This is a genomic window from Nocardioides sp. Kera G14, assembly GCF_020715565.1.
GTDB lineage: Bacteria > Actinomycetota > Actinomycetes > Propionibacteriales > Nocardioidaceae > Nocardioides.
The window spans coordinates 2,259,715-2,283,940 of the sequence record NZ_CP085839.1 but is presented as its reverse complement, the minus strand read 5'-3'; the positions used below and the strand labels follow the sequence as shown (position 1 = coordinate 2,283,940).

The 24,226-nt window shown below is 68.2% G+C and carries 28 protein-coding genes; 20 read left to right on the top strand and 8 right to left on the bottom strand.

Features of this window, described 5'->3' with window-relative positions:
• The first annotated feature begins 36 nt into the window (after positions 1 to 36).
• Positions 37 to 1,275: an ammonium transporter gene (locus LH076_RS11240; protein WP_227780799.1), complete on the top strand. Its 1,239-nt coding sequence runs from the start codon at positions 37 to 39 to the stop codon at positions 1,273 to 1,275.
• A 61-nt stretch (positions 1,276 to 1,336) separates the two neighbouring features.
• Here LH076_RS11240 and LH076_RS11235 read toward each other — a convergent pair whose 3' ends face one another.
• Positions 1,337 to 2,569 carry a Fic family protein gene (locus LH076_RS11235; protein ID WP_227780797.1) on the bottom strand — a complete coding sequence of 411 codons (1,233 nt, stop codon included), beginning with the start codon at positions 2,567 to 2,569 and terminating at the stop codon, positions 1,337 to 1,339.
• A gap of 112 nt (positions 2,570 to 2,681) precedes the next feature.
• Between LH076_RS11235 and rplS the strand changes: the two genes are divergently transcribed.
• The 8 genes from rplS to LH076_RS11195 all read left to right on the top strand — a co-directional run bounded on the left by rplS (position 2,682) and on the right by LH076_RS11195 (position 9,761).
• Positions 2,682 to 3,032, top strand: a complete 351-nt coding sequence (rplS, locus tag LH076_RS11230) for a 50S ribosomal protein L19 (protein ID WP_227780796.1) — start codon at positions 2,682 to 2,684, stop codon at positions 3,030 to 3,032.
• Between the two features lie 36 nt (positions 3,033 to 3,068).
• A complete protein-coding gene (lepB, locus tag LH076_RS11225; RefSeq protein ID WP_227780795.1) occupies positions 3,069 to 3,803 on the top strand; it encodes a signal peptidase I in 735 nt (244 codons plus the stop codon).
• Positions 3,804 to 3,810: 7 nt separating this feature from the next.
• A complete protein-coding gene (locus LH076_RS11220; RefSeq protein ID WP_227780794.1) occupies positions 3,811 to 4,515 on the top strand; it encodes a ribonuclease HII in 705 nt (234 codons plus the stop codon).
• Complete coding sequence (locus tag LH076_RS11215) at positions 4,512 to 4,814, top strand: DUF2469 domain-containing protein (protein ID WP_227780793.1); 303 nt, start codon at positions 4,512 to 4,514, stop codon at positions 4,812 to 4,814. The genes LH076_RS11220 and LH076_RS11215 overlap by 4 nt, the downstream gene beginning before the upstream one ends.
• A gap of 192 nt (positions 4,815 to 5,006) precedes the next feature.
• The gene (locus LH076_RS11210; RefSeq protein WP_227780792.1) at positions 5,007 to 5,504 is read left to right on the top strand and encodes a TadE/TadG family type IV pilus assembly protein; all 498 of its coding nucleotides are present in this window, start codon (positions 5,007 to 5,009) and stop codon (positions 5,502 to 5,504) included.
• 41 nt (positions 5,505 to 5,545) lie between these two features.
• Positions 5,546 to 7,306 carry a pilus assembly protein TadG-related protein gene (locus LH076_RS11205; RefSeq protein ID WP_265333815.1) on the top strand — a complete coding sequence of 587 codons (1,761 nt, stop codon included), beginning with the start codon at positions 5,546 to 5,548 and terminating at the stop codon, positions 7,304 to 7,306.
• 131 nt (positions 7,307 to 7,437) lie between these two features.
• On the top strand, positions 7,438 to 7,926 hold the full coding sequence (locus tag LH076_RS11200) for a TadE/TadG family type IV pilus assembly protein (protein ID WP_227780790.1): 489 nt from the start codon (positions 7,438 to 7,440) through the stop codon (positions 7,924 to 7,926).
• Entirely contained in the window at positions 7,926 to 9,761 is a 1,836-nt protein-coding gene (locus tag LH076_RS11195; RefSeq protein ID WP_227780789.1) for a TadE/TadG family type IV pilus assembly protein, read from the top strand. Before LH076_RS11200 ends, LH076_RS11195 begins: the two co-directional genes overlap by 1 nt.
• A gap of 12 nt (positions 9,762 to 9,773) precedes the next feature.
• On the opposite strand, the gene LH076_RS11190 is transcribed toward LH076_RS11195, so the two are convergent.
• On the bottom strand, positions 9,774 to 9,917 hold the full coding sequence (locus LH076_RS11190) for a hypothetical protein (protein ID WP_227780788.1): 144 nt from the start codon (positions 9,915 to 9,917) through the stop codon (positions 9,774 to 9,776).
• A 261-nt stretch (positions 9,918 to 10,178) separates the two neighbouring features.
• Between LH076_RS11190 and LH076_RS11185 the strand changes: the two genes are divergently transcribed.
• From LH076_RS11185 to LH076_RS11170, 4 genes are read left to right on the top strand one after another with little or no spacing between them, the layout of a single operon-like run.
• Positions 10,179 to 10,547 (top strand): YraN family protein, encoded by a 369-nt coding sequence (locus tag LH076_RS11185; RefSeq protein ID WP_227780787.1) that lies wholly within the window; start codon positions 10,179 to 10,181, stop codon positions 10,545 to 10,547.
• Positions 10,547 to 12,127 carry a YifB family Mg chelatase-like AAA ATPase gene (locus LH076_RS11180; RefSeq protein WP_227780786.1) on the top strand — a complete coding sequence of 527 codons (1,581 nt, stop codon included), beginning with the start codon at positions 10,547 to 10,549 and terminating at the stop codon, positions 12,125 to 12,127. The genes LH076_RS11185 and LH076_RS11180 overlap by 1 nt, the downstream gene beginning before the upstream one ends.
• Entirely contained in the window at positions 12,124 to 13,266 is a 1,143-nt protein-coding gene (gene dprA / locus LH076_RS11175; RefSeq protein WP_227780784.1) for a DNA-processing protein DprA, read from the top strand. Before LH076_RS11180 ends, dprA begins: the two co-directional genes overlap by 4 nt.
• 9 nt (positions 13,267 to 13,275) lie before the next feature.
• Positions 13,276 to 14,229, top strand: coding sequence for a tyrosine recombinase XerC (locus tag LH076_RS11170; protein ID WP_227780783.1), 954 nt, complete (start codon positions 13,276 to 13,278; stop codon positions 14,227 to 14,229).
• Here the strand turns inward: LH076_RS11170 and LH076_RS11165 are convergent.
• Positions 14,119 to 14,787, bottom strand: a complete 669-nt coding sequence (locus tag LH076_RS11165) for a M23 family metallopeptidase (protein WP_227780782.1) — start codon at positions 14,785 to 14,787, stop codon at positions 14,119 to 14,121. The genes LH076_RS11170 and LH076_RS11165 overlap by 111 nt on opposite strands.
• Before the next feature lie 357 nt (positions 14,788 to 15,144).
• On the opposite strand from LH076_RS11165, the gene rpsB reads away from it, so the two are divergent.
• Positions 15,145 to 15,990 carry a 30S ribosomal protein S2 gene (gene rpsB / locus LH076_RS11160; RefSeq protein WP_227780781.1) on the top strand — a complete coding sequence of 282 codons (846 nt, stop codon included), beginning with the start codon at positions 15,145 to 15,147 and terminating at the stop codon, positions 15,988 to 15,990.
• A gap of 54 nt (positions 15,991 to 16,044) precedes the next feature.
• Complete coding sequence (gene tsf / locus LH076_RS11155) at positions 16,045 to 16,854, top strand: translation elongation factor Ts (protein ID WP_227780780.1); 810 nt, start codon at positions 16,045 to 16,047, stop codon at positions 16,852 to 16,854.
• A 78-nt stretch (positions 16,855 to 16,932) separates the two neighbouring features.
• On the opposite strand, the gene LH076_RS11150 is transcribed toward tsf, so the two are convergent.
• The 4 genes from LH076_RS11150 to LH076_RS11135 are packed head-to-tail and all read right to left on the bottom strand — an operon-like array spanning position 16,933 to position 19,596.
• Positions 16,933 to 17,478 (bottom strand): cysteine hydrolase family protein, encoded by a 546-nt coding sequence (locus LH076_RS11150; RefSeq protein WP_227780779.1) that lies wholly within the window; start codon positions 17,476 to 17,478, stop codon positions 16,933 to 16,935.
• Positions 17,478 to 18,263, bottom strand: coding sequence for an MFS transporter (locus LH076_RS11145; protein ID WP_227780778.1), 786 nt, complete (start codon positions 18,261 to 18,263; stop codon positions 17,478 to 17,480). Before LH076_RS11145 ends, LH076_RS11150 begins: the two co-directional genes overlap by 1 nt.
• Complete coding sequence (locus LH076_RS11140) at positions 18,248 to 19,174, bottom strand: MFS transporter (protein WP_227780777.1); 927 nt, start codon at positions 19,172 to 19,174, stop codon at positions 18,248 to 18,250. Before LH076_RS11140 ends, LH076_RS11145 begins: the two co-directional genes overlap by 16 nt.
• Positions 19,171 to 19,596 (bottom strand): MarR family winged helix-turn-helix transcriptional regulator, encoded by a 426-nt coding sequence (locus LH076_RS11135; RefSeq protein WP_227780776.1) that lies wholly within the window; start codon positions 19,594 to 19,596, stop codon positions 19,171 to 19,173. Before LH076_RS11135 ends, LH076_RS11140 begins: the two co-directional genes overlap by 4 nt.
• Positions 19,597 to 19,667: 71 nt before the next feature.
• Here LH076_RS11135 and pyrH point away from each other — a divergent pair, with 71 nt between their 5' ends.
• From pyrH to LH076_RS11115, 4 genes are read left to right on the top strand one after another with little or no spacing between them, the layout of a single operon-like run.
• Complete coding sequence (gene pyrH, locus LH076_RS11130; RefSeq protein WP_227780775.1) at positions 19,668 to 20,384, top strand: UMP kinase; 717 nt, start codon at positions 19,668 to 19,670, stop codon at positions 20,382 to 20,384.
• Positions 20,385 to 20,443: 59 nt separating this feature from the next.
• The gene (gene frr, locus LH076_RS11125; RefSeq protein WP_227783632.1) at positions 20,444 to 20,998 is read left to right on the top strand and encodes a ribosome recycling factor; all 555 of its coding nucleotides are present in this window, start codon (positions 20,444 to 20,446) and stop codon (positions 20,996 to 20,998) included.
• Positions 20,995 to 21,852 (top strand): phosphatidate cytidylyltransferase, encoded by an 858-nt coding sequence (locus tag LH076_RS11120; RefSeq protein WP_227780773.1) that lies wholly within the window; start codon positions 20,995 to 20,997, stop codon positions 21,850 to 21,852. The genes frr and LH076_RS11120 overlap by 4 nt, the downstream gene beginning before the upstream one ends.
• Positions 21,853 to 21,861: 9 nt before the next feature.
• Complete coding sequence (locus LH076_RS11115) at positions 21,862 to 22,188, top strand: hypothetical protein (RefSeq protein WP_227780771.1); 327 nt, start codon at positions 21,862 to 21,864, stop codon at positions 22,186 to 22,188.
• Positions 22,189 to 22,192: 4 nt separating this feature from the next.
• On the opposite strand, the gene LH076_RS11110 is transcribed toward LH076_RS11115, so the two are convergent.
• Complete coding sequence (locus tag LH076_RS11110; protein ID WP_227780770.1) at positions 22,193 to 22,888, bottom strand: hypothetical protein; 696 nt, start codon at positions 22,886 to 22,888, stop codon at positions 22,193 to 22,195.
• An 87-nt stretch (positions 22,889 to 22,975) separates the two neighbouring features.
• Here LH076_RS11110 and LH076_RS11105 point away from each other — a divergent pair, with 87 nt between their 5' ends.
• The gene (locus LH076_RS11105) at positions 22,976 to 24,226 is read left to right on the top strand and encodes a HupE/UreJ family protein (protein ID WP_227780768.1); all 1,251 of its coding nucleotides are present in this window, start codon (positions 22,976 to 22,978) and stop codon (positions 24,224 to 24,226) included.

The following is a 24,226-nucleotide window of genomic DNA, read 5'->3' as shown; positions in this document are numbered from 1 at the left end:
CGTTCCACTCCACACGAGCTACTCGAAGAGGTAGGTATGACCGCCGACAACGTATGGCTGCTGATCTCAGCGGCTCTGGTCATTTTCATGACGCCCGGCCTGGCGTTCTTCTACGGAGGCCTGGTCAAGGCCAAGTCCGTCGTCTCCATGATGATGCTGAGCTTCGGCGCCCTCGCCCTGATCAGCGTCCTGTGGGTGCTCTACGGCTACAACATGGGCCAGCAGGGTGCCTCCGGCTTCAGCCACATCGTCGGCAACCCGTTCAGCGACTTCGGCCTGCTGGACAACATCACCGGCAAGGACGGCCAGTACAACATCATCAGCGTGATCTTCGACGGCTCCTTCGCGATCATCACCGTCGCGCTGATCTCCGGTGCCGTCGCCGACCGCGCCCGCTTCTGGCCGTGGATGCTCTTCGCCGGCCTCTGGGGCACGATCGACTACTTCGTGGTCAAGGGCTGGGTCTGGAACGCCGACAACGGCTGGATCTTCAACTTCGGCTCGACCGGCGTCCTCGACTGGGCCGGTGGCACCGCGGTGCACATCAACGCCGGTGCGGCCGCTCTCGCGCTCGCGCTCGTCCTCGGTCGCCGCAAGGTCGGCTTCTCCAAGGAGGAGGCCGTCCCGCACAACGTCCCGCTCGTCCTCATCGGCGTCGCGATCCTGTGGTTCGGCTGGTTCGGCTTCAACGTCGGCTACAACGGCGGCTCGGACGCCGGCGCCGGCCTGATCGCGCTCAACACCCTCGTGGCTCCGGCTGCGGCCATGCTCGGCTGGATCATCGTCGAGAAGTTCAAGGACGGTAAGTCCACCGCGGTCGGTGCCGCCTCCGGCATCGTGGCTGGTCTCGTCGCGATCACCCCGGCCTGCGCCCACCTCAACCCGGTCTGGGCGATCGTCCTCGGCATCCTCGCCGGCGTCGTCTGCGCCTTCGCGATCGAGCTGAAGTTCCGGCTCGGCTTCGACGACTCGCTCGACGTCGTCGGCATCCACATGGTCGGCGGCTTCATCGGCTGCTGGTTCCTCGGCTTCTTCGCCGAGTACCTCCCGACCGGCGACGGCGTCACCGCCAACCACACCGGCCTCTTCTTCGGTGGCAACGCCGACCAGCTGGTCGCCCAGGTCGTCTGCTCCCTGGCCGTCGGCGCCTTCTCCTTCATCGTGGCCCTCGTGATCGGCCTCGCGATCGAGAAGACCATCGGCTTCCGCGCCAAGGAGGAGGACGAGCTGGCGGGCATCGACATCCAGCACGAGACGGGCTACGAGCTCGTCTGAGCCTCACCCGCTCCACTCGACAGGCCCGTCCCGCAAGGGGCGGGCCTGTTGTCGTTGGAAGTCAGGCGTGGTCCTGCAGCCGCCGGCTCGCCGCCTGGATGCTCTGCCGCAACCTCTCCACCAGATCGAGTACGTCGGGCGCCAGCCAGACCGGAGCACGACGCGACCGAGGGGCCCGTCGCAGGACCTTCACCCCGGCGACGGCCTCGATGGCGGCCGTCGCCTCCTCGACCGCGAGGTCGAGTCGTGAGGCGACGAGCTCGGCGTTGATGATCGGCTCCTCGGTGAGCAGGTCGAGCAGCCGGAAGAGCGGAGTGCCCGGCCGTGCCCCCGGGACCACCGGCGTCCACGCTGCCCTGATGCGGATGAGCTGGTCGGCCGCCGTACGCGCCTCGGAGGTGGCGATGTTCGTCGCCGAGGCCAGCATCGCGACGATCGTGTGGGCGTTGCCGGCCCGGTAGTCGATGAGGGCACCGAAGTACCGCTCCCGGTTCGCGACGAGGGCGGAGGCGATGGGCACGACGAGATGCCGGGTGGCGCGACGGCGGCGCAGGACGGCGTGGATGAGGGCCCGGCCGATCCGGCCGTTGCCGTCGATGAAGGGGTGGATCGACTCGAACTGCGCGTGCACGATCGCGGCCTGGGGGAGGATCGGCACGTCGTCGCGATTGGCGAAGGCGAGCAGGTCCTCGAGGTAGGGGAGCACCGTCTCCGGTGGGGGAGGCACGTGCAGGGTCCCGGTCGGCGCGTAGTCGGAGCCACCGACCCAGTTCTGCACGGTGCGGACCTTCCCGGCGCGAGGCCGCTCGTCCGGGTTGTGCCAGAAGAGCTCGCGGTGGGCCTCGAGGATCGCCGCCAGGCTCACCTGGTGGGTGCGGTCGGCGTCGGCGATCAGGCGGCTCATCGCCCGCGTGGCCGAGGCCATCGATGTCGCCGAGGCGTTGGCTCCCACACCCAGCAGTGCGCGGCCGTAGTCGTCCAGGCTCGCCGAGATGTCCTCGATCCTTGAGGAGTCGACCGCCTCCGTGCGCAGTTGCAGCGGGTTGAGACCCTCGAGCGTGCGGCCGTGGACGAGGTCGAGATTGCGCAGGTTGCCAAGACTGGCCGTGGTCATCGCGGCCAGCGGTCGCTCCATCGGATAGTCCAGTTCTGCGATCCACGGGGGCAGCGCGACGGTGATCTCGCGGATCTTGCGGTCCGAGCTCGGGCCGCGCACTGTGCGTTGGCGCCAGGGCCGGGTCTCGGCGGTGTGCGGCGACCAGTCGATTTCGGGGTCCCCCTCGGACTGTGGCAAACTTCTTCGCTGGTGCGGGGCGCTTCTGCCACCGGGGAACCGTTCGACCCACACCAACCGCAATTCAACCACTAGATCCGCGGCTGACCGGTGCGCATACGCGAGGAGAATCATGACCAACCTGCTTGCCGAGATCGGCAACGTCAACAAGCGCGAGGACGTCCCCGCCTTCCGTGCCGGTGACACCGTCAAGGTCCACGTGAAGGTCGTCGAGGGCAACCGCTCGCGTATCCAGGTCTTCCAGGGCGTCGTCATCCGCATCCACGGTGCCGGCATCGGCCGCACCTTCACCGTCCGCAAGGTCTCCTTCGGCGTCGGCGTCGAGCGCACGTTCCCGCTGCACTCCCCGATCTTCGAGCAGATCGAGGTCGTCACCCGTGGTGACGTCCGTCGCGCGAAGCTCTACTACCTCCGCAACCTCCGCGGCAAGAAGGCGAAGATCAAGGAGCGTCGCGAGGCCTGAGCAACCGCTCAGGTCCGCTCCTCTTAGTCTTTCCGCATGACGCCCGTCTCCGCCCGTCGACACCTGTCGGCGTGGCAGGAGACGGGCGTTCTGCTTCTCATTGCCCTCGTGCTCGCGATCGCGATCAAGGCCCTGCTCGTGCAGGCCTTCTACATCCCGAGCGAGTCGATGGAGCCGGGGCTGGTCCGCAACGACCGCATCCTCGTCGAGAAGCCGTCCTACTGGTTCGGCGGAAGCCCGGCGCGAGGCGATGTCGTCGTCTTCAAGGACCCGGGTGGCTGGCTCGGTCCTGAGGACATCTCGACACCCGGCAACCCCCTGACCCAGTTGCTGACGAAGATCGGGCTCTACCCCTCAGGCGGTCACCTCGTGAAGCGCGTCATCGGTGTGCCCGGCGACGTCATCGAGTGCTGTGACGCCAAGGGCAGGATCAGCGTCAACGGGCAGGTACTCGACGAGTCCTCGTACGCCCGGCCCAGCAAGCACACGTGTGACAACCAGGCCGCGGGCATCTGTTACGGACCCGAGCCCCGCGTGGCGCACTGGAAGGCCGGCCCGGTGCCGGCCGGCATGCTCTTCGTGATGGGCGACAACCGCGACCACTCCGCAGACTCGTCCTACCACCTCTGCACCGATGCCGAGACCGACTGCTCCGACGTCCCTTGGGTGCCCGAGAGCCTCGTCGACGGCAAGGTGGCGGCGGTCGTCTGGCCGTTCGGACACGCCAAGCGTGAGCACCGGCCGGCGGACTTCGAGGCGCTCGACCGATGATGGTGCTGTGACACCCTCGCCCACGCTCCGGATCGAGCGCAGCCTGCTGCGCGGGGGAGTGGCGCGTCTGGCCGCCGCCGACGAGGTCGGCCGTGGTGCGTTGTGCGGCCCGGTCACCATCGGCATGGTCGTCATCTCCGCCTCCACCCGTACGGCGCCGCAGGGCGTCCGGGACTCGAAGCTGCTCACCCCCGAGGCCCGCGCCCGGTTGGCGCCGAAGGTCATGCGCTGGGCCGAGGCATGGGCGGTCGGGCATGCGACCTCGGCCGAGATCGACGAGTTCGGCGTCATCGCCGCGCTCCGGCTCGCCGGGCATCGCGCCCTGGTCGGTCTCGGAGGTGCGGTCGACCATGTCCTGCTCGACGGCAACCACGACTACCTGACGCCCCCGGCGCAGGACTCGTTGTTCGGTACGCCGGAGACGAGTCCGCTCGCGGTGCAGGGGCTGGTCGGCGTACCTCCGGTGTCGACGCGGATCAAGGCCGACATGACCTGCGCGGCGGTGGCCGCGGCGAGCATCCTGGCCAAGACGGCACGGGACGCGATCATGACCGAGCTGCACGACGACTTCCCCGAGTACCTGTGGGCGGAGAACAAGGGCTACTCCGCGCCGGCCCACATCGACGCGCTCGCGCGGCTCGGCGCGACGGTGCACCACCGTCGGAGTTGGTCCCTCCCCGGCCTTTCGGACGGACTAGAGTCGGCGTCGTGAGCGCCGAAGAACTCGAGAAGTACGAGACCGAGATGGAGCTGACGCTCTATCGCGAGTACCGCGACGTCGTCGGCATCTTCAAGTACGTCGTCGAGACCGACCGCCGCTTCTACCTCTGCAACGGCGTCGACGTGAAGGCCCGCACCGAGGGTGAGGTCTTCTTCGAGGTCTCGATGACCGACTGCTGGGTCTGGGACATGTACCGCCCGGCCCGTTTCGCCAAGAACGTCAAGGTCCTGACCTTCAAGGACGTCAACGTCGAGGAGCTCCAGCCGGCGGAGATCGACCCGCCCAAGTAGAGCGTCTGCCTTCGCGATCCGCATCCGTGCGGAGCGGGTCGGTCGGCTGATAGGTCCAAGGTCCTAGTCCGAACGGACCATATCCGTTACTGATTTGTGTCGTTTTCCCTGCGAAGCCTCATATCCTGACCGCAGGATGGTCTCGGACCATCCGGCGCGTGTCATGGGGGCCGGTAGGGAGAGGACAGACCGATGGTGCGGACACGTCGGGCGATGCTTCGGGAGAAGGCGCCGTCACGCGGCGCTGCTGCCGTTGAGTTCGCGCTCGTCGTGCCGATCCTGTGCGTCCTTCTCTTCGGCATCATCGCGTTCGGGGTCATGCTGAGTTTCCGGCAGAACCTTTCTCAAGCTGCCGCCGAGGGGTCACGCGCGACCATCGGTGCGTGGTCGGCCACGACGTGCCCGTCGATCGGTACCACGGGATGCCTGGTCTCGACGTCGGCCCGTGCCGCGATCAAGTCGTCCTTGGCCAGTCAGGGCATCGACTGTGACTCGGGGTATCTGACGTGCACGGTCGCGCTCATCGACTCGAAGACCACCACTGCGCCAGGCTGCGCGCTCGGCCACATCTGCGCCAGTGTGACGGTCTCGTACCCCTATGACGCTCATCCGAAGGTCCCCAACTTCCCTGGGCTGGGCTTGGTGATGCCCTCGACCCTCAGTTTTACCTCGGTGGTTCAGCTCTCATGACGCATCGTCGACGTAGCCGGATCCAAGACGCACGCGGCGCGGTGGCGATCATGACGGCCGTCTTTCTCATGGCTGTGATGATTCCGATCGCAGGGCTCGCCGTGGACATCGGCATGCAGCGGGTAGGACGGAGCGATGCCCAGGCCCTCGCGGACTCGGCGGCTCAGGACGCCGCGCGCGTTCTCGGCAACGCCATCGCCGCGGGCACGACCTCGAACACGTCCTTCACCGGCAGTGTTACTGACGCAGCTGTGTCCGCAGTGGCGTCCCAGTCGGGGTACGTCGGCTCATCGGCCCCGGTCGTCAAGGCCTACCTCGGCGTGCTCAGCGCCGGCACCCACAGCAGCGATCAGTCGCTCGGCTGCGACGGCAATCCGTTCCGAGACAGCTACTTCCAATCGGCGGGTACCGGAGTGCCGAACGCCGTGCTCGTGACGGTCAGCAACAACGTGAAGTTCAGCTTCAACCCCGGCTCTGGTGCCTACTGCCGCTCTGCGCTGGCGACGTCAGACGGGACGGCGTGCTTCCGGCTCGGGTCGTACGCGGCGCGGCTCGCGACGTCCAACTCCGCCCTGTTCACGTCCCTGCTCAACGGAGCGCTCGGAAACATCTCGATCGATGCCGCCTCGTACCAAGGGCTGGCGAGCGCCAGCATCCCCCTCGGGCCGTTGGCGACCCAGCTCGGCGTCGGTACCGTCGACCAGTTGTCCTCCGCGTCCGTCCAGATGTCGACGCTCATGATCGCGGCAGCGCAGGTGTTGCGCGACAATGGGGACACGGTCAACGCGAACATTCTCGACACGATTCGTGCGGCCACGCACCTCACGACATCGGTGCCTGTTGGGAGCATTCTCAATATTGCCACCGGTAACGGGGCTGCCCTGGGCGCATCGATCAACGCGCTCGACCTCATCAGCGGCGGGGCTTTCGTGGCCAACGGCACCAATCTGCTGTCAATCCCGGCGCTCGCGGCCAATCTCGGCGCGACGGGTACGAACCTCACGACCTCGCTGAAGTTGATCGAGGCCGCCCAGCAGGCATGCGGTCGTGTCGGCACGCAGGCCTCGACCAGTCAGGCAAGCATCTCCATTAAGGGGACGCTTGCGGACGTCTCGACACCGTCGGGCCTCACCGGTCTGGCTCTTTCGGTCGGCGCCGGCAGCACTGACATCAGCCTCGATCTCGCCAGTGCCACGGGGACCCTCACCAATATCGTGTGCGGCACCGGGACCGTTGCCAGCCCGCAAGGGATCGACGTCTCCGTGGCTTCCAAGCTGGTCTCGACGACCGTCACCCAGAATCTCGACATCAGCGGGGGGATCACGTCCAGCGGCATCCTCGGGAATCTGCTCGGGAGTCTCCTCGGCGGCATCGTCAAGGTCGAGGTGGGCGGATCGATCAAGCTGACACTCTCCAACTCGAAGCCGGCGGCCACGTCGACCGCCAGCCTTCGAATTCCAATTTCGCCGACGACGTACAGCAATGGGGTGTCCACGGGAAGTGGGACGCTCGGCCTGAGCAGCCTCGCCGCCACGGTCGATTTCAGCGGTTTGACGCTGCATGCCTACACCGGTGTGCTCGGGATCGGTCTCTTCGATGCGACGCTCAGCCTCAGTCAACAGACGACGTTGATCAACAACCTTGTCTCGAGCGTGATGTCAGGGATCGTCAGTCCTCTGTTGGCCAACGTGGAGTCGAACGTGTTGCGTCCGGTGGAGGAGCTGCTCGGGCTTGAGGTTCCCGGCGCCGAGGTCTTCGCTGTGCCGTCTCCGACGTGCGACACCCCCCTGCTTGTTGGCTGAATCACCGCGTCGATCAGCGCCGACCCTCGGGGTCCCGGGACATTCGTCCCGGCCGGGCCGATCAGATTTGGTCATCAAGCCCAACCGGCTGAATCTGTAGAAGGCGTCTGTCCGAAACCTAGGGTCACCGCATGGACGTATTCGGGCGTCTTCGTGCTTCATGGCGTCGACCGGGCAGGGCGCATCGAGGCGCGGCGGCGGTCGAGTTCGGGCTCGTGGTGGTGCCGTTCCTGCTTCTGGTTTTCGGCATCCTCCAATACGGGATGTACCTGTGGGCGATGCAGGCTGGAACCTCGGCCGCTGGCGACGCGGTCCGTCGGCTCGCGGTCGGCGACTGTCGGGACGCCACGCAACTCCACTCGCTCATGGTCGAGCGGCTGGGGATCACTGCGGTCGACCAGGACACTGTGTCCGCCGATGTCGTCTATCGCAGCTCCGGCACGAATGCGGTCGTTGCTCCCCTCAACGTCCAGATCGGGGACAGTATCGATCTGACGCTGACCTTCCGGGCACTGGATCTGCACCTGCCCCTCGTCCCGATGCCGTCCGGTGGTGAGGTCACCCGGCAGATCGTCAGCCGTGTGGAGGACACCACGTCCGTGGCGAACGGATGCCTTTGATGCAGGGCAGCAGCGCGGAGCGGGGCGCCATCGCGGTCATGGCCGCAGCCCTCTCGGTCGTCATGTTCGTGGCGGCCGCCTTCGCCGTCGACCTGGGCCAGGCCTACGTCGTACGTCGTGACACGCAGAACTCGGCGGACTCGGCCGCACTTGCCGGGGCAGGCATCGGCGGCGCGAACCTCCCCGTGACCACGACCGGGGGGAGCTGTCCCTATGGTCCGCGGGCGAGCACAGCTGACCAGGCGATCCTCGACACGGTGACCTACCTGAACGACAATGACTCCTGGTCACACGCGGTGTCCGCGTCCGAACTGGTCGACTGCGACCTGACGAACGGCGAGGCGGCGTACGGCCGCTTCGTCTCCGCTGCAGGTGGCGCGACCCTTGCGGCCGACGTGACCCAGCTGAGCGTGATCGCGCCGCAACGACACGTCGCGTTCTCGTTCGGCCAGACCGTCGACGTCGGCGGTGTCGACCTCAGTGCGCAGGCGACCGTGCAGATCAAGTCGCCGGAGATGAGCACGTTGCCCTTCTACGCCTTCACCGGTTGTGACTACGGCGCACAGACCATCGCCCAGCCGACCAATGGGCACGCGGCCGACATCGTGTTGCTCGCGAACCCGGCCGACACCAACGCGGCCGTCTTCACGACCCCGACGGCGACGCTGCCGAACCCCGCGACGACGCCGTACTCCAGCCCGGCCGCCGTACCGCTGGATGTCACCGACCCGAACGACGTGATCCAGATCAACGGCAGCGGCCTCGGCGCGGTGAGTGACATCGGGTTCTTCGAGTCCGGCGTCGTCAGCAGTGGGCCGGACCCCGTGACCGTTCCGATCGCGAATGCGGTCAGCGCCTCCTCGACCCAGATCTCACTCCATCTCCCGACAGTGGTCGCCAGCACGCAGACGGTCTGGTACATCAGGGTCAAGATCGGTTCGACCTGGTCGCGCGCGACGCATACTCAGGGCGGGAGCCTCATCCTGGACGCGCTGCCGCTGCAGGTCGGCTCGCCGACCCTCACCTGCGGGCAAGGCTCGATGGCAGGCAACTTCGGCACCCTCAAGCTCACCAACAGTCAGGGGCCGACCGGGCAGTCGGCCAATATCGCGTACAACATCGCTGCCGGCGTCGAGCACTCGGTGGCCACCTATCCACTCGCCTCTGCGATTCCGATCCTGTGCACGACCCTCGGGCTGGCCCCGCTGCGCCTCACCTGGCCCCACGATCCGACCAACTGCGTCGACACCAAGACCGGGCTCGACCTCGACGCAGCCCAGGCCGGCTTTCTCGACGGAGTGGCCGGCCGCCCGGGCCGGCTGCATGACATTGAGGACGGTGGGTGCGCTGCGGATGGAGTGCCGTCGAGCACGCTGAGCCTCCGAACGGCGAGTGGCACGGCGATCACGCAGCCGTCAGCGGTCAACAACGACACGCTGTCCTGTTTCCTCACCGATTCCACGACCACCGTCGGCGACATCGCGAGCGGCGCGTACGACGGCGGCCCCGTGCTGTCCCAGAAGATCTACCAGTCGGCGCGCTTCGCTCTCGTCCCGGTGCTCGGGATGCAGCCCGACTCGGGCGGGAGCAAGCTGTACACCGTCATCGATCTGCGCCCGGCGTTCATCACGGACGAGTCGATGGCCGCGACCAGCTCCTACACACTGCCGACGTCGAGCCACAACGGTGTCACGCTGAGCGACACCGGGCAGCACGGCATCGCCTCGGTCCAGATCATCTTCTTCAGTTCGGACGCTCTCCCTCCGCCGCCGGACGGCGTGGGGCTCGAGGCGTGGTTCGGCTCCGGAGCGAAGCGGGTCGTCCTGGTCGACTGAGCGGACGTCAGCTCACGAGCCGCAGGCCGGGCCAGACGGGCCGACGGCGTAGACGGTGTGCCCCGGCCCGTCGTGGCATGCGCTGGCGTGGGCGTCCCGCATCATCACGGCCATCAGCACGATGCTGACGACGATGGCAGCCAGAAGCGGAGCCACGAGCGCCGCCTCGATGATCGCGGCTGCTCGCGGCCCAGAAGTTGAATGAACAGGCATTGTGGTTGCTCCCTCCGAGACAAGCCCCCGTGATGGACGGTAGGCGGCGGCGTACGGCGGTCGGAAGGGTGTCCCGTGTAACTCCCTCCCCATGTGTCACAAAATGAGCCTTTCGGACTACAGGTCCTAGGACCGGGTCCCGGCTCTCCACAGCCGAAGCCTCCGACGCCCGCCGTCGGGGGAGGCGGCCCGGAGGCTGGCCCCATGACATCGACGGCAGCACAGCGCACGGAGCTCGGCGCGTTCGGCGAACACCTTGCCGAGGAGACCCTCGTGAAGCAGGGCATGGTCCTGCTCGATCGCAACTGGCGATGCTCCGAGGGTGAGCTCGACCTCGTTCTCCGCGACGGACCCGACCTGGTGGCATGTGAGGTCAAGACCCGAAGCGGGCTGTGGTGCGGTACTCCGCACGAGGCCGTGACCCCGGCCAAGCTCGAGCGACTGCGACGTCTCGGCGCCCGGTGGGCACTCGACCATGGCCTGCGCCCACCCGGCATCCGGGTGGACGTCGTGGCCATCGTCCGGCCGAGGCGGGGCGAGGCGCGGATCGATCACGTGAAGGGACTGCTCTGATGTTCGCACGCGTCCATGGCGTTGCCCTGCTGGGCGCACTCGGCCAGCTGGTCGACCTCCAGGCCGACGTCTCCTCCGGCACGCCCGGGACGACGATCGTCGGCCGCGCCGACGCGATGCTCAACGAGGGCCGGGATCGGTCGCGGATGGCCGTGCAGAACAGTGGGCTCGAGTGGCCGACGAGTCAGCGTGTCACCATCCTGCTGTCTCCGGCCGATCTGCCGAAGTTCGGCACCCACTACGACCTTGCGATGGCGATCTCCGTGCTGGCTGCAACGGGCGTCGTGCCGCCGGGGTCCCTCTCGGGCACCGCACTCATCGGTGAGCTGAGCCTCGACGGCGGTCTGCGCTCCGTGGCGGGTGTGCTCCCGATGGTCCTCGCCGCAGAGCGCCAGGGCGTCCATCGCGTGATCGTTCCGGAGCCGCAGGCCGCAGAGGCGGCGATGGTCGCCGGCGTCGAGGTCCTGGGCCTGCGGTCACTGGCGCAGGTCGTCGCCGAGCTCAACGGTGACGAGGTGCCCTGGGCGCCCGTCGTCCCTCCGCTCGGCAAGGGCGGGTTCCTCGGCTGGCGCGGCCAGCACCGGCTCGACGACCTCGACATGGCGGACCTGCGTGGTCTCGACGACGCGAAGTTCGCGATCGAGGTGGCCGCGGCAGGCGGTCATCACATCCTGCTGAGCGGAGCGAAGGGATGCGGCAAGACCTCGCTGGCCGAGCGCATCCCCGGCATCCTCCCGGACCTGGACCACGACACCGCCGTCGAGCTGATGGCGCTCCGCTCACTCGCCGGTCGCCTCGACCCGAGTGAAGGGTTGGTCCGGCGGCCGCCGTACGCCGCCCCGCACCACGATGCGAGCAAGGGCGCCCTGGTCGGGGGCGGATCGGGAAAGGTCTCTCCGGGCCAGTTGAGTCTCGCCCACGGTGGAGTCGTCTTCCTGGACGAGTTCCCGCTCTTCCAGACCGACGCCATCGATGCACTCCGCGAGCCGATGGAGAGTGGCGAGATCTGCGTCTCCCGGATGGAGGAGACCCTCCACCTGCCGGCCCGCGCGATGATCGTGCTGGCCTCCAACCCGTGTCCGTGCGGCGACCTCGGCAACCGTCGTGCCTCATGCCAGTGCAGTGCGGCAGAGAAGCGGAACTATCAGAAGCGGATCCGGGGCCCGATCTACGACCGGCTCGACATCACCCGGCTGTTGCAGCCACCCACGCCGGGCGAGGGCGACAGCCTCGCCCCAGCACGGTCGAGTGCCGAGATGCGGTTCGCGGTCGCCGAGGCGCGCGCCCGCCAGGCCAGCCGGTACGCCGGCACCGACTGGCGGCTCAACAGCGAGGTGCCGGGCGCCACCCTGCGGGAGCGCTGGCCGCTCCCCGGCGAGGCAGAGAGGGAGCTGCGCATGGCGGTGTCCGACGGGACCTTCACCAACCGTGCTGCAGTTCGAACCCACCGGCTCGCCTGGACGGTGGCAGACCTGCTGGGCCTAGCAGAACCCGGGCTGTCGGAGGTCCGGATCGCGATGGCCCTACGCACGGGCGCCGCGCTCAACAGCGGAGTCGTGCAGCGGAGGTTGGTCGGATGAGTGCCAGCGAGCAGGACTGGCGGTCACGTCTCGTCCTCAGCCTGATCTTCGAGCCCGGTGACACGCGGATCGAGGCATTGGTCAAGGACCATGGCGCCGCGGGTGCCCTCGCCCTCGTCCAGGAGTCGCTCGTCGCTCCGGAGGTCCTCACGGAGTCCGGCCAGCGACTGGCGGAGGTCCGGCCGGACGCGGTGCTCGAGCACGCGGCGCAGGTCGGTGCCCGCTTCATCGTCCCGGGAGACTCTGAGTGGCCCGGTGAGTTGGCAGACCTGGAAGGCCTGTCGACCAATCCGCGCTGCGGAGGCGTGCCTCTCGGCCTCTGGGTGAAGGGACAGCCCTTGAACACCCTGGGTCCTCGTCTTGCCATCGTCGGCTCCCGTGCCTCGACCACCTACGGCACGCAGGCCTCCGGGATGATCTCGGCGGAATGCGCGAGTGCCGGGTGGGTCGTGGTCTCCGGCGGGGCCTATGGCATCGACGAGGCGGCACACCGTAACGCGCTCGCCGTCGGCGGCCGGACGATCGTCGCCCTCGCCCATGGCCTCGACCGGGCCTATCCGATCGGCAACAGTGCCCTGATCGAGCGTGCCGCGGAGACCGGCGCGCTGATCTCGGAGTTGGCACCAGGGACGGCCCCGATGCGGCAGCGCTTCCTCTCCCGCAACCGCGTCATCGCCGCGCTCGCGGTCGGAACCCTCGTCGTCGAGGCAGACATCCGGAGCGGGGCGCTGAGCACCGCCCGCTGGGCGGCGCGGCTCTCGCGTCACGTGCTCGCCGTGCCGGGGCCGACGTCATCCGCCGTCTCCCGCGGCACCCACGAGTTGATCCGCTCCGGCGGTGCCGTGCTGGCCTCGACGGGCGCGGAGGTGCTCGAGGTGATCGACCCGACCGGCTCGTCACTGCTCGAGGAGCCCCGCGCTCCGGAGAAGCTCGTCGACCGGTTGACCTGGCACGACCGCCAGTTGCTCGAGGCCGTCCCGTGGGGACGACCGCAGGAGCTGCGCAGGATCGCCCTGACGGCGGGCATCGGGATCGTCGATGCCCAAGGGTCGATCGGGCGCCTCGCGGACCGCGGGCTCGTGCGACAGGACGCCGGCGGGTGGTGCTTGTCCGAGGCTGGACGGGCGCGTTCGGCCTAGAGTGGCCGTGTGACCGATGTGGCAGGAGGGACGACAGGCGTCACCGACGCGCTGCCCGAGTCCTTCGCGCGCCTGCTCGGCGACTACGAGTGCCACCTCACCAAGGAACGCGACCTGACGCCGCACTCGGTCCGTGCCTACCTGGGAGACATCGCCGGACTTCTCGAGCACGCCGCCCGCCTGGGCCACAGCGACATCGCCGAGCTCGACCTGCGGACGCTCCGCAGTTGGCTCGCCAAGCAGCAGTCACTCGGCCAGGCGCGCACCACACTCTCCCGACGAGCGACGGCCGCGCGCGTCTTCACGGCCTGGCTCGCCAGAACGGGACGGATCGGCAGGGACGTCGGCTCGACCCTCGGATCCCCGAAGGCCCATCGCACACTGCCGCCGGTCCTGCGGGTCGACGAGGCCGAGGACCTGATCCGGGCGGCCGCCGAGCTCGCCGATGACGGCAGCGCGATGGGCCTCCGCGACGTGGCCATGCTCGAACTGCTCTATGCGACCGGTATCCGGGTCGGCGAGCTCGTCGGTCTCGACGTCGACGATGTCGACCACGACCGGCGCGTGCTCCGCGTCCTCGGCAAGGGCAGGAAGGAGCGCAGCGTCCCCTACGGCGGCCCTGCCGCGGCTGCGCTCGACTCCTGGCTGGTCCGCGGTCGACCGCAGCTCGTCGCCCCAGGAGCGGCCGGCGCCCTCTTCCTGGGTGCGCGCGGAAGGCGGATCGACCCGCGTGCAGTCCGGACCCTTGTGCATCGCCGCATCGCCGACGTACCGGGTGCGCCGGACATCGGTCCCCACGGGCTGCGCCACACCGCCGCCACCCATCTCCTCGAGGGCGGCGCCGACCTGCGCTCAGTCCAGGAGCTTCTGGGGCACGCGTCGCTGGCCACCACCCAGCTGTACACGCACGTGAGCACCGACCGGTTGCGACGCGCGTTCCAGCAGGCGCACCCGCGCGCCTGAGGTCGGGGCCGGGCCGGAGTCGGCAGGCAGCTCCCGCCACAGCGGCAGCAGTCGGACCTCCACGGCTCCGACCAGCGTGAGCGGGTCGAGGTAGACGTCGTCGCTGTTTCGGATCAGTCCCCAGTGCAGGCACGCGGCGGGGGAGCAGTGGGAGAAGAGCGCGGCCAGTGTGCCGATCACGGCGCCTCCCGCCACTAAGTCACCCACAGCCACGGACGCCACCACCGGCTCGTACGTCGTCCGGGTCTCACCCTCATCGACGACGACCACCGGCTTGCCGGCGATCGATCCCGCGAAGCTGACCGTCCCGGCGACCGCGGCATGCACCTGCTGGCCGACCGACCCTGCCAGGTCCACGCCACGATGGCCTGCGCCCCACTCGACCGACGGAGGGTCGAAGCCGTGCACCACGGACGGCGTCGGCGAGAGCGGCCACACGCCACCCGGGTCCGGCTCCCCGCCCGCTCGGGCTGCTCCCGATGAGCAGGCCCACTGGACGACGACCACGAGAGTGAACAGAGCGGAGAGCCGGACCGGGGTGGCGGTGACACGTGGCATGCACCGATCCTCTGACGCGCTTCCGTCGCCCCGCGGCGAAGCAGACCCTCCTGTGGAGAGCGCTGCCGGGGCGACGTACGGGGAGAGCGGCCGGCCCGTCCTGTGACCGGTGTGATGAGGGTCCCGCGGGATTCGCGTGCGGAGCGCGCCTGCGTCTACGCTTGACGTCGCAACCTTCACGGGTTGACTTCGCGCGCCTGCACCCGCCTCTCCGAACGACTTGGGAAGGCACAGACCGCGACAGCCGTCAGTCCCTCCAGGCAGCACCTACGGAGGGTTCGGCTGCGCGCAGGCGCTAGGGCTCACGGGCACCCGCCCGCGGGCAGACAACTGAGAACAGAGCAGGAGACAGCCATCATGGCAGTCGTGACCATGCGCCAGCTCCTTGAGAGCGGCGTCCACTTCGGGCACCAGACCCGTCGCTGGAACCCCAAGATGAAGCGCTTCATCGTCACCGAGCGCAACGGCATCTACATCATCGACCTGCAGCAGTCGCTGGCCTACATCGACCGCAGCTACGCCTTCATCAAGGAGACGGTCGCCAAGGGCGGCACCATCCTCTTCGTCGGCACCAAGAAGCAGGCCCAGGAGGCCATCGCCGAGCAGGCGACCCGTGTGGGTCAGCCCTACGTCAACCAGCGTTGGCTCGGCGGCATGCTCACCAACTTCTCCACCGTGCACCAGCGGATCAACCGCATGAAGGAGCTCGAGGAGCTCGACTTCGACGACGTGGCCGGTTCGGGCCGCACGAAGAAGGAGCTCCTCCAGATGCGTCGCGAGAAGGACAAGCTCTCCAAGACGCTCGGTGGTCTGCGTGACATGGGTCGTACCCCGTCCGCGATCTGGATCGTCGACACCAACAAGGAGCACCTCGCCGTCGAGGAGGCGCGCAAGCTGCGCATCCCGATCATCGCGATCCTCGACTCCAACTGCGACCCGGACGACGTCGACTTCCCGATCCCGGGTAACGACGACGCCATCCGCGCTGTCGGCCTGCTGACCCGCGTGGTCGCGGACGCCGTGGCCGAGGGCCTCATCGCCCGCTCCGGTGCCAAGACCGCCGAGGGTGAGGCCGCTGAGCCTCTCGCCGAGTGGGAGCGCGAGCTTCTCGAGACCCCGGCCGCCGAGGCGACCGAGGCTCCGACCGCTGAGGCGACCGAGGTTCCTGCGGCTGAGGCCCCCGCGGCCGACGCTCAGGCCTGATCAGCGTCACCTTTCACAGCACGTACACCGACGTACTCCAGTAAAGGAACATCCATGGCTTACACCGCTGCCGACGTCAAGAAGCTCCGCGAGCTGACGCAGGCCGGAATGATGGACTGCAAGAAGGCGCTCGACGAGACCGACGGCGACTTCGACAAGGCCGTCGAGCTCCTCCGGGTCAAGGGTGCCGCCAAGGCTGCCGCCCGTGGCGCCGAGCGTGAGGCCTCCGCCGGCCTTGTGGCTGCCTCGGGCAGCGCCCTGATCAGCCTCAAGGCCGAGACGGACTTCGTCGCCAAGAACGAGGCCTTCGTCAACGCCGCCCAGGCCATCGCTGACGCCGCCAACGCGAACAAGGTCGGCGACGCCGAGGCACTCAAGGCCGTCTCGCTCGGCGACAAGACCGTGGGCGAGGTCGTCCAGGAGCTCGCCATCACCATCGGCGAGAAGATCGAGCTCGGCGAGGTCGCGTACTTCGAGGGCACGACCACGGTCTACCTCCACAAGAAGGCCTCCGACCTTCCCCCGGCCCTCGGCGTCCTCGTCGAGTACACGGGTGACGAGGCTGCCGCCAAGCAGGCCGCCCAGCAGGCTGCCGCGCTCAAGGCGCAGTACCTCACCAGCGACGAGGTCCCCGCGGACGTCGTCGAGGCGGAGAAGAACGTCCTGACCAAGAAGACGCTCGAGGAGGGCAAGCCCGAGGCTGCCGTCGCCAAGATCGTCGAGGGTCGCATCGGCGCCTTCTTCAAGGAGATCGTCCTGCTCGATCAGGAGTCGGTCTTCGAGGCCAAGAAGTCCGTCAAGCAGGTGCTCGACGCCGCCAACACGCAGGTGACCCGTTTCGCCCGCTTCGAGGTCGGCGCCTGACGCCAGGCACCCCAACGTAGGAAGGCCCCCGCCGGTTGGCGGGGGCCTTCTTCGATTTCGTACGTCGACCCCGAGCGCTCAGAGCGCCGCGAGGACCTCGTCCGTCGTGGCGGTCTCCGACCACTTGGGGAAGACCTTCGACACCACGAAGTCGTGGATCTCGGGATCGGAGTCGGCCATCGCGTCGATCACCGTGACGACGTTGAGGCCGCGGGCGAGTGCTTCACGGCCGGTGGCCTCGACGCCCGTGCCGGTGGCCACACCGGTGAGGAACACCTGCGTCACGCCGCGCTCGGCGAGCCACGACTCCAGCGGCGTGCCGTGGAAGGCCCCGTGGCTCTGCTTCTGGATGACGACGTCCCCCTCGCCCAGCTCGGGCACGATCGGCAGGGCAGCCTCCGGAAGGACGCGGCCGCCGCCGGCCGGGTTGCGGTCGGAGCGGCCGGGCACGCCGTGGGTGACCCGGACGAGGACGACGGGGTGGCCGGCGGCGCGGAACGCGTCAGCCAACGTGGCGGAGCGTGCGATGACCTCGGCCGTGCCGGGCACACCGATGCCGACGATGCCGGCCTGGAGGTCGATCACGATGAGCGCGGGCTTGGAATCAACGAGGGAGAGCGGCATCAGGAGGCCGTCCTTTCAGCAGTGGTTTCAACAGTGGCGGCAGCGGTGGAGCGGGTGCCCGACGTACCGGCCCCGCGGAGTGCGGAGGCGAGGGCCGAGAGCAGGCCGAGGGCCGCACCGAAGGCGAAGACCACGACGAGTCCGGTGTGGAACGGCCCGGAGATCAGGTGTGGGAAGAAGTCCTGTCCGCCGACCGGGTGGCCGACGAGCTGCTTGATCGGGTCGACACCGAGGATGGCGGCGAAGAGCGACGCCACCGGCGGCTGAGCCCCGATGGCCGCTGCCTGGGACGGATCGACGCCGTTGGCCACCAGCCCGGAGGTCAGCGTGTGGGGGAGTGAGGAGGCGAGGCCGGCGATCATCAGCGAGAAGAAGACGCCGATCGACAGGGCCGTGCCGGAGTTCTGGAAGGTCGCCCGCATCCCCGACGCCGCGCCCCGGTGCTCGGCAGGCACCGAGCCCATGATCGCGCTCGTGTTGGGGGAGGTGAACATGCCGTTGGCGATGCCGTTGAGGAAGATCAGCGCAGCAAAGGCCCAGTAGGGGAAGTCGATCGGCAGCAGCATCAGTCCGAGGAAGGTGCCGGAGAAGAGCACCATGCCCGACGTCGCGATGCCGCGGGACCCGAAGCGGTCCGACAGCGAGCCCGCGATCGGTCCGGCGACGAGGAAGCCGACCGACAGCGGCAGCAGGAAGATGCCCGCCCACAGCGGCGTCTGGTCGTAGTCGTAGCCGTGGAGCGGGAGCCAGATGCCCTGCAGCCAGATGATCAGCACGAACTGCATGCGCCGCGCGCGATCGAGGCCATCAGCGAGGCCAGGTTGCCGGCGGCGAAGGCCCGGATGCGGAAGAGCCCCAGGTGGAACATGGGGTTCTTCACCCGCCCCTCGATCAGGACGAAGACGACGAGCAGCACCAGGCCGCCGATCAGTTCGACCATCACGCGCGGTGCGGTCCACGACATCGAGTGGTCGCCGTGCGGCTGGATCGCCTCGGTGATCCCGATGAGCAGCGCGGACAGGCCGACCGCGAACGTCAGGTTCCCCGCCCAGTCCAACCGCGCCGACGTACGCCGACGGGTCGAGGTCTCGTGCAGGCGGGTGTAGGCCCACCAGGTCCCGAAGATCCCCACGGGGACGTTCACCCAGAAGACGGCTCGCCAGTCCCAGACCGCCAGCAGCCCGCCGAGCGTCAGTCCGATGAACTGGCCGGCCAGTGCCGCGACCTGGTTGGTGCCGAGGGCGAAGCCGCGTCGCTCCGGCGGGAAGGCGTCGGTGAGGATGGCGGCCGAGTTGGCCGTGAGCATCGATCCGCCGAGCGCCTGCACGATCCGCCAGGCGATCAGCCAGATGGCGGCGGACCGCCCGTCGAAGGGGTCGAAACTCAGCAGCAGCGAGGAGACCGTGAAGACCATGAAGCCGGCGTTGTAGATCTTCACGCGGCCGAAGAGGTCGCCGAGCCAGCCGACCGGTACGACGAAGACCGCCTGGACCAGGCGGTAGCCCATGATCATCCAGAGCAGGAAGCCGATGTTGGACGGGTCGAGCGGGTCCAGATGGATGCCCGCGAAGATCGCCGGCAGCGCGATCAGGACGATCGAGCCGTCCAGCGTCGACATGAAGACGGCCGCGGTCGTGTTGGCCAGCGCGACCCAGTGGTAGTTGGCCGGAAGCTCCCGGCCGCGGGTGCGGCTCACAGTTTCTCCAGCAGTCGTTCGAGGGCGGGAAGCGCCGCCGCGAGCGCCGACACATCGGCCGGGTCCAGCTCGGCAAGGGCGGCGGCCACCTGCCCGGCCCGCACCCCGCGCTTGCGCAGGACGATCTCGCGGCCCTCGGCGCTGAGGGACCAGACGACCCGGCGACCGTCCTCGGGGTCGGAGGCACGGGACACCAGCCCCTTGCCCTCCAACGAGGTCACCGTCGCTCCCACCGCCTGCGGACTGATCTGCTCGACCTTGGCCAGCGCGCTTCCCGTCTGCGGTCCGAAACGGTCGAGCCGCGCCAGCACCTGCAGCTCGGGGATGGTGACACCGTCGACGTGGGGGAGCTGGAGGAGCCGGCGCCGGAGGGCGCCGATGCAGAGCAGCAGCCCGCCGCCGAGGGATTCGAGATCACTCACAATTCGTCAGTCTAGATTGATCAATCTGCCTTGAGTAAATCGTCACGTCCACGATCCGATACCTTTGGCGCGTGCCTCAGTCGTTCAAACGGGTCCTGCTCAAGCTCTCCGGTGAGGTCTTCGGCGGCGGCCAGGTCGGCGTCGATCCCGACGTGGTCTCCGCGATCGCCCACGAGATCAAGTCGGTCGTGGACGCGGGCGTCCAGGTCGCGATCGTGACCGGCGGCGGAAACTTCTTCCGCGGAGCGGAGCTGCAGCAGCGCGGCATGGACCGCGTCCGCGCGGACTACATGGGCATGCTCGGCATCGTGATGAACTGCCTGGCGCTCCAGGACTTCCTCGAGAAGCTCGGTGTCGACACCCGGGTACAGACCGCCATCACGATGGGCCAGGTCGCCGAGCCCTACATCCCCCGTCGCGCGATCCGGCACATGGAGAAGGGTCGCGTCGTCATCTTCGGTGCCGGCATGGGCATGCCGTTCTTCTCGACAGACACCGTCGCCGTACAGCGCGCTCTCGAGAGCAAGTGCGACGTCGTCCTCGTCGGCAAGAACGGTGTGGACGGCGTCTACTCCGCTGACCCGCACAAGGACCCGACAGCGACGAAGTACGACCACCTCACCTACGACGAGGCGATCTCCAAGGGTCTCAAGATCATGGACCAGACGGCCTTCACGCTCTGCCGCGAGAACAAGCTGCCCATGGTCGTCTTCGGCATGGAGCCGGAGGGCAATATCCTCCGTGTCGTCCAAGGTGAGAAGATTGGCACGCTCGTCAGCGCTGGCTGACGAACTCACGAATCACGGCAACGCCGCCCCGTTTCGCTAGCAGCCAGGAGCACATGGTGATCAACGACATCCTCAACGAGGCCGACGACAAGATGGGCAAGTCGGTGGAGGCCACCCGCGAGAACTTCAACACCATTCGTGCCGGTCGCGTGACGCCGGACGTGTTCAGCAAGCTGACCGCGGAGTACTACGGCACCCCGACGCCGCTGCAGCAGCTCGCCACCTTCACCGCGCCGGAGCCGCGCGTCATCAACATCGCGCCGTTCGACCAGTCCGCCATGGGCGCGATCGAGAAGGCCATCCGCGACAGCGACCTGGGCGTCAACCCGTCCAATGACGGCAGGATCCTGCGCGCCGTCTTCCCGGACCTCACGCAGGAGCGCCGCAAGGAGTTCGCCAAGCAGGCCAAGGAGAAGGCCGAGCAGGGGCGCGTCTCCGTCCGCCAGGTCCGCCAGAAGGCCAAGCAGAACCTCGAGGCCCTGGAGAAGGACGGCGAGGTCGGCAAGGACGAGGTCGCCGGCGCCGAGAAGCGCCTGGACGCGCTCACCAAGAAGCACACCGACGTCATCGACGAGCTGCTGAAGGCCAAGGAAGCCGAGCTGCTCGAGGTATGACGGAGGTCAAGGATCACGGCCGGGCGGGCCGTGACCTGAAGGCTGCCGTCGCCTCGGCCGTCGTCCTCCTCGGCGCTGCCGGGGCGACGCTCTTCTTCTGGAAGACCGCGTTCGTCGCACTGGTGGTCGTCGTGCTGGTCGTGGCGATCTGGGAGCTGCGCCGCGGCCTGCTGGCGAAGGAGATCGACCTACCCGAGCAGCCGCTCATGATCGGCGGCGCGGTGATGATCGTCGTCGCCTACTTCTGGGGCGCTCCGGCGCTCGTCACCGCCACGGCGGTCACCGCGCTCGTGATCATGCTCTGGCTGCTGCACCGTGGCATCGACGGCTACGTCCGTACGGCGACGGCGGCGGTGTTCAGCCTCATCTACGTGCCCTTCCTCGGCTCCTTCGTCACCCTCATGCTGGCCGAGGGCGGCACCTGGCGTGAGACCGGCATCGACGACGGCGTGAAGGGCATCATCACCTTCGTCCTCGTCACCGTCGCCTCCGATGTCGGTGGGTACGTCGCCGGCGTGCTCTTCGGCCGCCACCCGATGGCTCCGGTCATCAGTCCGAAGAAGTCGTGGGAGGGCTTCGCCGGCTCACTTCTGGCCGGCATCGCCGCGGGCATCGCCCTCGTCGTCTGGTTGCTGGACGGCGACTGGTGGGTCGGCGTCGCGCTCGGCGTGATCGGCGTCTGCATGGCGGTCCTCGGCGACCTCGTCGAGTCGGTCATCAAGCGGGACCTGGGCATCAAGGACATGAGCCAGGTGATCCCGGGCCACGGCGGCATCATGGACCGGCTCGACTCGCTCCTGGCCACGATCGCGCCGATCTGGTTGTTGCTGCACTACACCGTCTTCTCGGCGTAGCCTCGAGGGGTGACCGCGCACCTCAGCCCCCACGCCGCCTCCGAATGGATGCACGAGGACCACCCGGTCGTCACGCCGCTCTCCGGCTTCTACGCAGGCCTGGCCTTCGTCATCGTGGTGCCGGCGCTGTTCGCCACGGTGCTCAACGCCCTCTTCCCGCGCCACACCGTCGAGGACCTCTTCCCCTTGGTCGTCCTCGCCCTGGGAGTGCCGATCTGGCTCCTCGCGCGCCAGCACACCCGCCGCTTCGGCCTCTACTTCTGCCTCGGCATGGCCGCCACCGCCGTCGTCGTTTTCGGCGTCGGCTGGCTGGTGCTCTGGGCCCTGATGTCCTGAGGCCTCACTCGACCCAGACCACGATGCCCGTGATCAGGTTGAGCACCGCCGCGGTTCCGGCAGCGACGGCATCGGCGGCCCGCTCCGGAGTGAAGCTCTTCGGGTCGAAGCCGTTGGGGAGCCCGAGCCCCTCCCCGCGGAACATTGCGCCCTTCCAATCCACGGCCGTCACGTTGTGGGTGGGCTCGGCGATCTCCGCACCGACGATGAGGAACTGCGTCGCATCATTCGACGCCGAGACCAGGGCGAGCGGGTCGACAAGCCCGTTGCCGACGACGACGACCAGGTCGGGCGCGGCGTCGATCGCCTGTTGAAGTGACTGCACGTAGTGGGCCGGGTCCGGGCTGACGACTTCGGTCAGCGCGACCTGGTTGGCCACCGCCCACGCGTGCACGGCGTAGCGGAGAACGTCCGTCTCCTGCTTCAGGTCCGACTTCACCCCGTCGACGACCAGCTGCACGCGGTATCCGGCCTTGGGGTGTACGCCGGTCCACGACGCCGGCGAGGGCGTGAGAGTGCCTTCCGGTGCAGGCGGGTTGGACGGGTCCCAGAAGCCGGCTCCGAGTGTCCCCTCAGCCAGTGGTGCAGCGGTGGCGGACGACGGAGCCGCTGTCGCGTCCCCATCGACGAAGCTGCAGGCGGAGAGAAGGGCGGCGAGGGCCGAGAGGGCCATGACATTGCGCAGACGAGTGAGAGGCACGCGCGAAGTTGTACAGGAACGAACCGACGGGCTCGGCCACCCTCGGTTCGCCATCCGTTCACGTCGTGCCGAAACAGTGCGCAGGCCATGCATAGATTCAGAGCCCTAGCCCTCGCCTTCGGAGCCGCGCTCCTCCTTCTGCTCGGACTGCCGTCGGCGGCCGATGCGCATGGGTTCACGACAGTGGTCTATGTCGACGCATCGTCGCCCGGGGCGGACCATGTTGTGGTCAAGTTCGGCCTCGAGTACGACCTGCTGCTCGTCTCGGTCGCGGACACCCAGAAGGACGACCCCTTCTACCGCGAAGGACAACCGGCCTGGGACGACGGCGACATCGCTGGAATGACGGCAGCACTGGAGGACCACAAGCAGTCGGTGCTGGGCTATGTGACCCAGCATTTCGGCATCGCGTACGGCGGCAGCGACTGTGCGCCCACGCTTGCTCCCGACGCGAGCGTCGACATCAACGAGGAGCAGGGCGTGCCCTACGCCCACATCGCCATCGACTTCGCGTGCGAACCGAACGCTGACGCCGACGTGCTCAAGGACGGCCACACGTTCCACAGTGACCTCTTCGCCTCGAGCGAGGGCTACGTCAAGGGCGCCAAGACCATCGTCACCTACCAGCTCGACGACCAGGACGGCACGGCCGCGCTGGACGAGAACAAGACCTCCTTCACGACCAAGCAGACGTGGGGGCAACGGTTCTGGGAGTTCTACCGCCTCGGCGCCGAGCACCTGCTCAAGGGCCTGGACCACCTGCTCTTCCTCACCGCGCTCATCATCGGCTCGCGGAAGCTGCGGGAGATCGTCCTGGCTGCGACGACGTTCACCCTCGCACACTCGACGACCCTGATCCTGGCGGCGTTCGGCGTCGTCCACGTCACCGCCGACGTGGTCGAGCCGCTGATCGCGCTGTCGATCGCGGCCACGGCCGCCTGGTACCTCTGGCGGGTCGTCCGCAAGCGGGAGCACGCCACCGACCTCGACGTCACCAGCAGGAGCCATTTCGCCCTCGACCGTGCCGGCTGGGTGCGTCTCACCGTCGTCTTCGGCTTCGGCCTCATCCATGGCATGGGCTTCGCCGGTGCCCTCGGCATCGACCACTCCTGGTCATGGCCGCTGCTGTGGTCGCTGCTGATCTTCAACGTCGGCATCGAGACCGTCCAGCTCGGTCTCATCGTCCTGATCTTCCCGGTCCTGATGCTGCTGCGTCACCGGGCTCCGACGGCCGCGCTGTGGATCACGACGGCCGTCGCGCTTGGGGTCTCAGTGATCGGCCTGATCTGGTTCGGCCAGCGAGTCTTCGGCTTCGAGCTGATCGGCGAGGGTGGCTGA

Excerpts from the sequence above, each read along its gene's own strand:
- LH076_RS11180 (WP_227780786.1), top strand. The coding sequence starts at position 10,547 with ATGTTCGCACGCGTCCATGGCGTTGCCCTGCTGGGCGCACTCGGCCAG.
- dprA (WP_227780784.1), top strand. The coding sequence starts at position 12,124 with ATGAGTGCCAGCGAGCAGGACTGGCGGTCACGTCTCGTCCTCAGCCTG.
- LH076_RS11240 (WP_227780799.1), top strand. The coding sequence starts at position 37 with ATGACCGCCGACAACGTATGGCTGCTGATCTCAGCGGCTCTGGTCATT.
- rplS (WP_227780796.1), top strand. The coding sequence starts at position 2,682 with ATGACCAACCTGCTTGCCGAGATCGGCAACGTCAACAAGCGCGAGGAC.
- LH076_RS11185 (WP_227780787.1), top strand. The coding sequence starts at position 10,179 with ATGACATCGACGGCAGCACAGCGCACGGAGCTCGGCGCGTTCGGCGAA.
- LH076_RS11120 (WP_227780773.1), top strand. The coding sequence starts at position 20,995 with ATGACGGAGGTCAAGGATCACGGCCGGGCGGGCCGTGACCTGAAGGCT.
- rpsB (WP_227780781.1), top strand. The coding sequence starts at position 15,145 with ATGGCAGTCGTGACCATGCGCCAGCTCCTTGAGAGCGGCGTCCACTTC.
- LH076_RS11150 (WP_227780779.1), bottom strand. The coding sequence starts at position 17,478 with ATGCCGCTCTCCCTCGTTGATTCCAAGCCCGCGCTCATCGTGATCGAC.
- tsf (WP_227780780.1), top strand. The coding sequence starts at position 16,045 with ATGGCTTACACCGCTGCCGACGTCAAGAAGCTCCGCGAGCTGACGCAG.
- LH076_RS11145 (WP_227780778.1), bottom strand. The coding sequence starts at position 18,263 with ATGCAGTTCGTGCTGATCATCTGGCTGCAGGGCATCTGGCTCCCGCTC.
- LH076_RS11210 (WP_227780792.1), top strand. The coding sequence starts at position 5,007 with ATGGTGCGGACACGTCGGGCGATGCTTCGGGAGAAGGCGCCGTCACGC.
- LH076_RS11200 (WP_227780790.1), top strand. The coding sequence starts at position 7,438 with ATGGACGTATTCGGGCGTCTTCGTGCTTCATGGCGTCGACCGGGCAGG.
- lepB (WP_227780795.1), top strand. The coding sequence starts at position 3,069 with ATGACGCCCGTCTCCGCCCGTCGACACCTGTCGGCGTGGCAGGAGACG.
- LH076_RS11165 (WP_227780782.1), bottom strand. The coding sequence starts at position 14,787 with ATGCCACGTGTCACCGCCACCCCGGTCCGGCTCTCCGCTCTGTTCACT.
- LH076_RS11195 (WP_227780789.1), top strand. The coding sequence starts at position 7,926 with ATGCAGGGCAGCAGCGCGGAGCGGGGCGCCATCGCGGTCATGGCCGCA.
- LH076_RS11105 (WP_227780768.1), top strand. The coding sequence starts at position 22,976 with ATGCATAGATTCAGAGCCCTAGCCCTCGCCTTCGGAGCCGCGCTCCTC.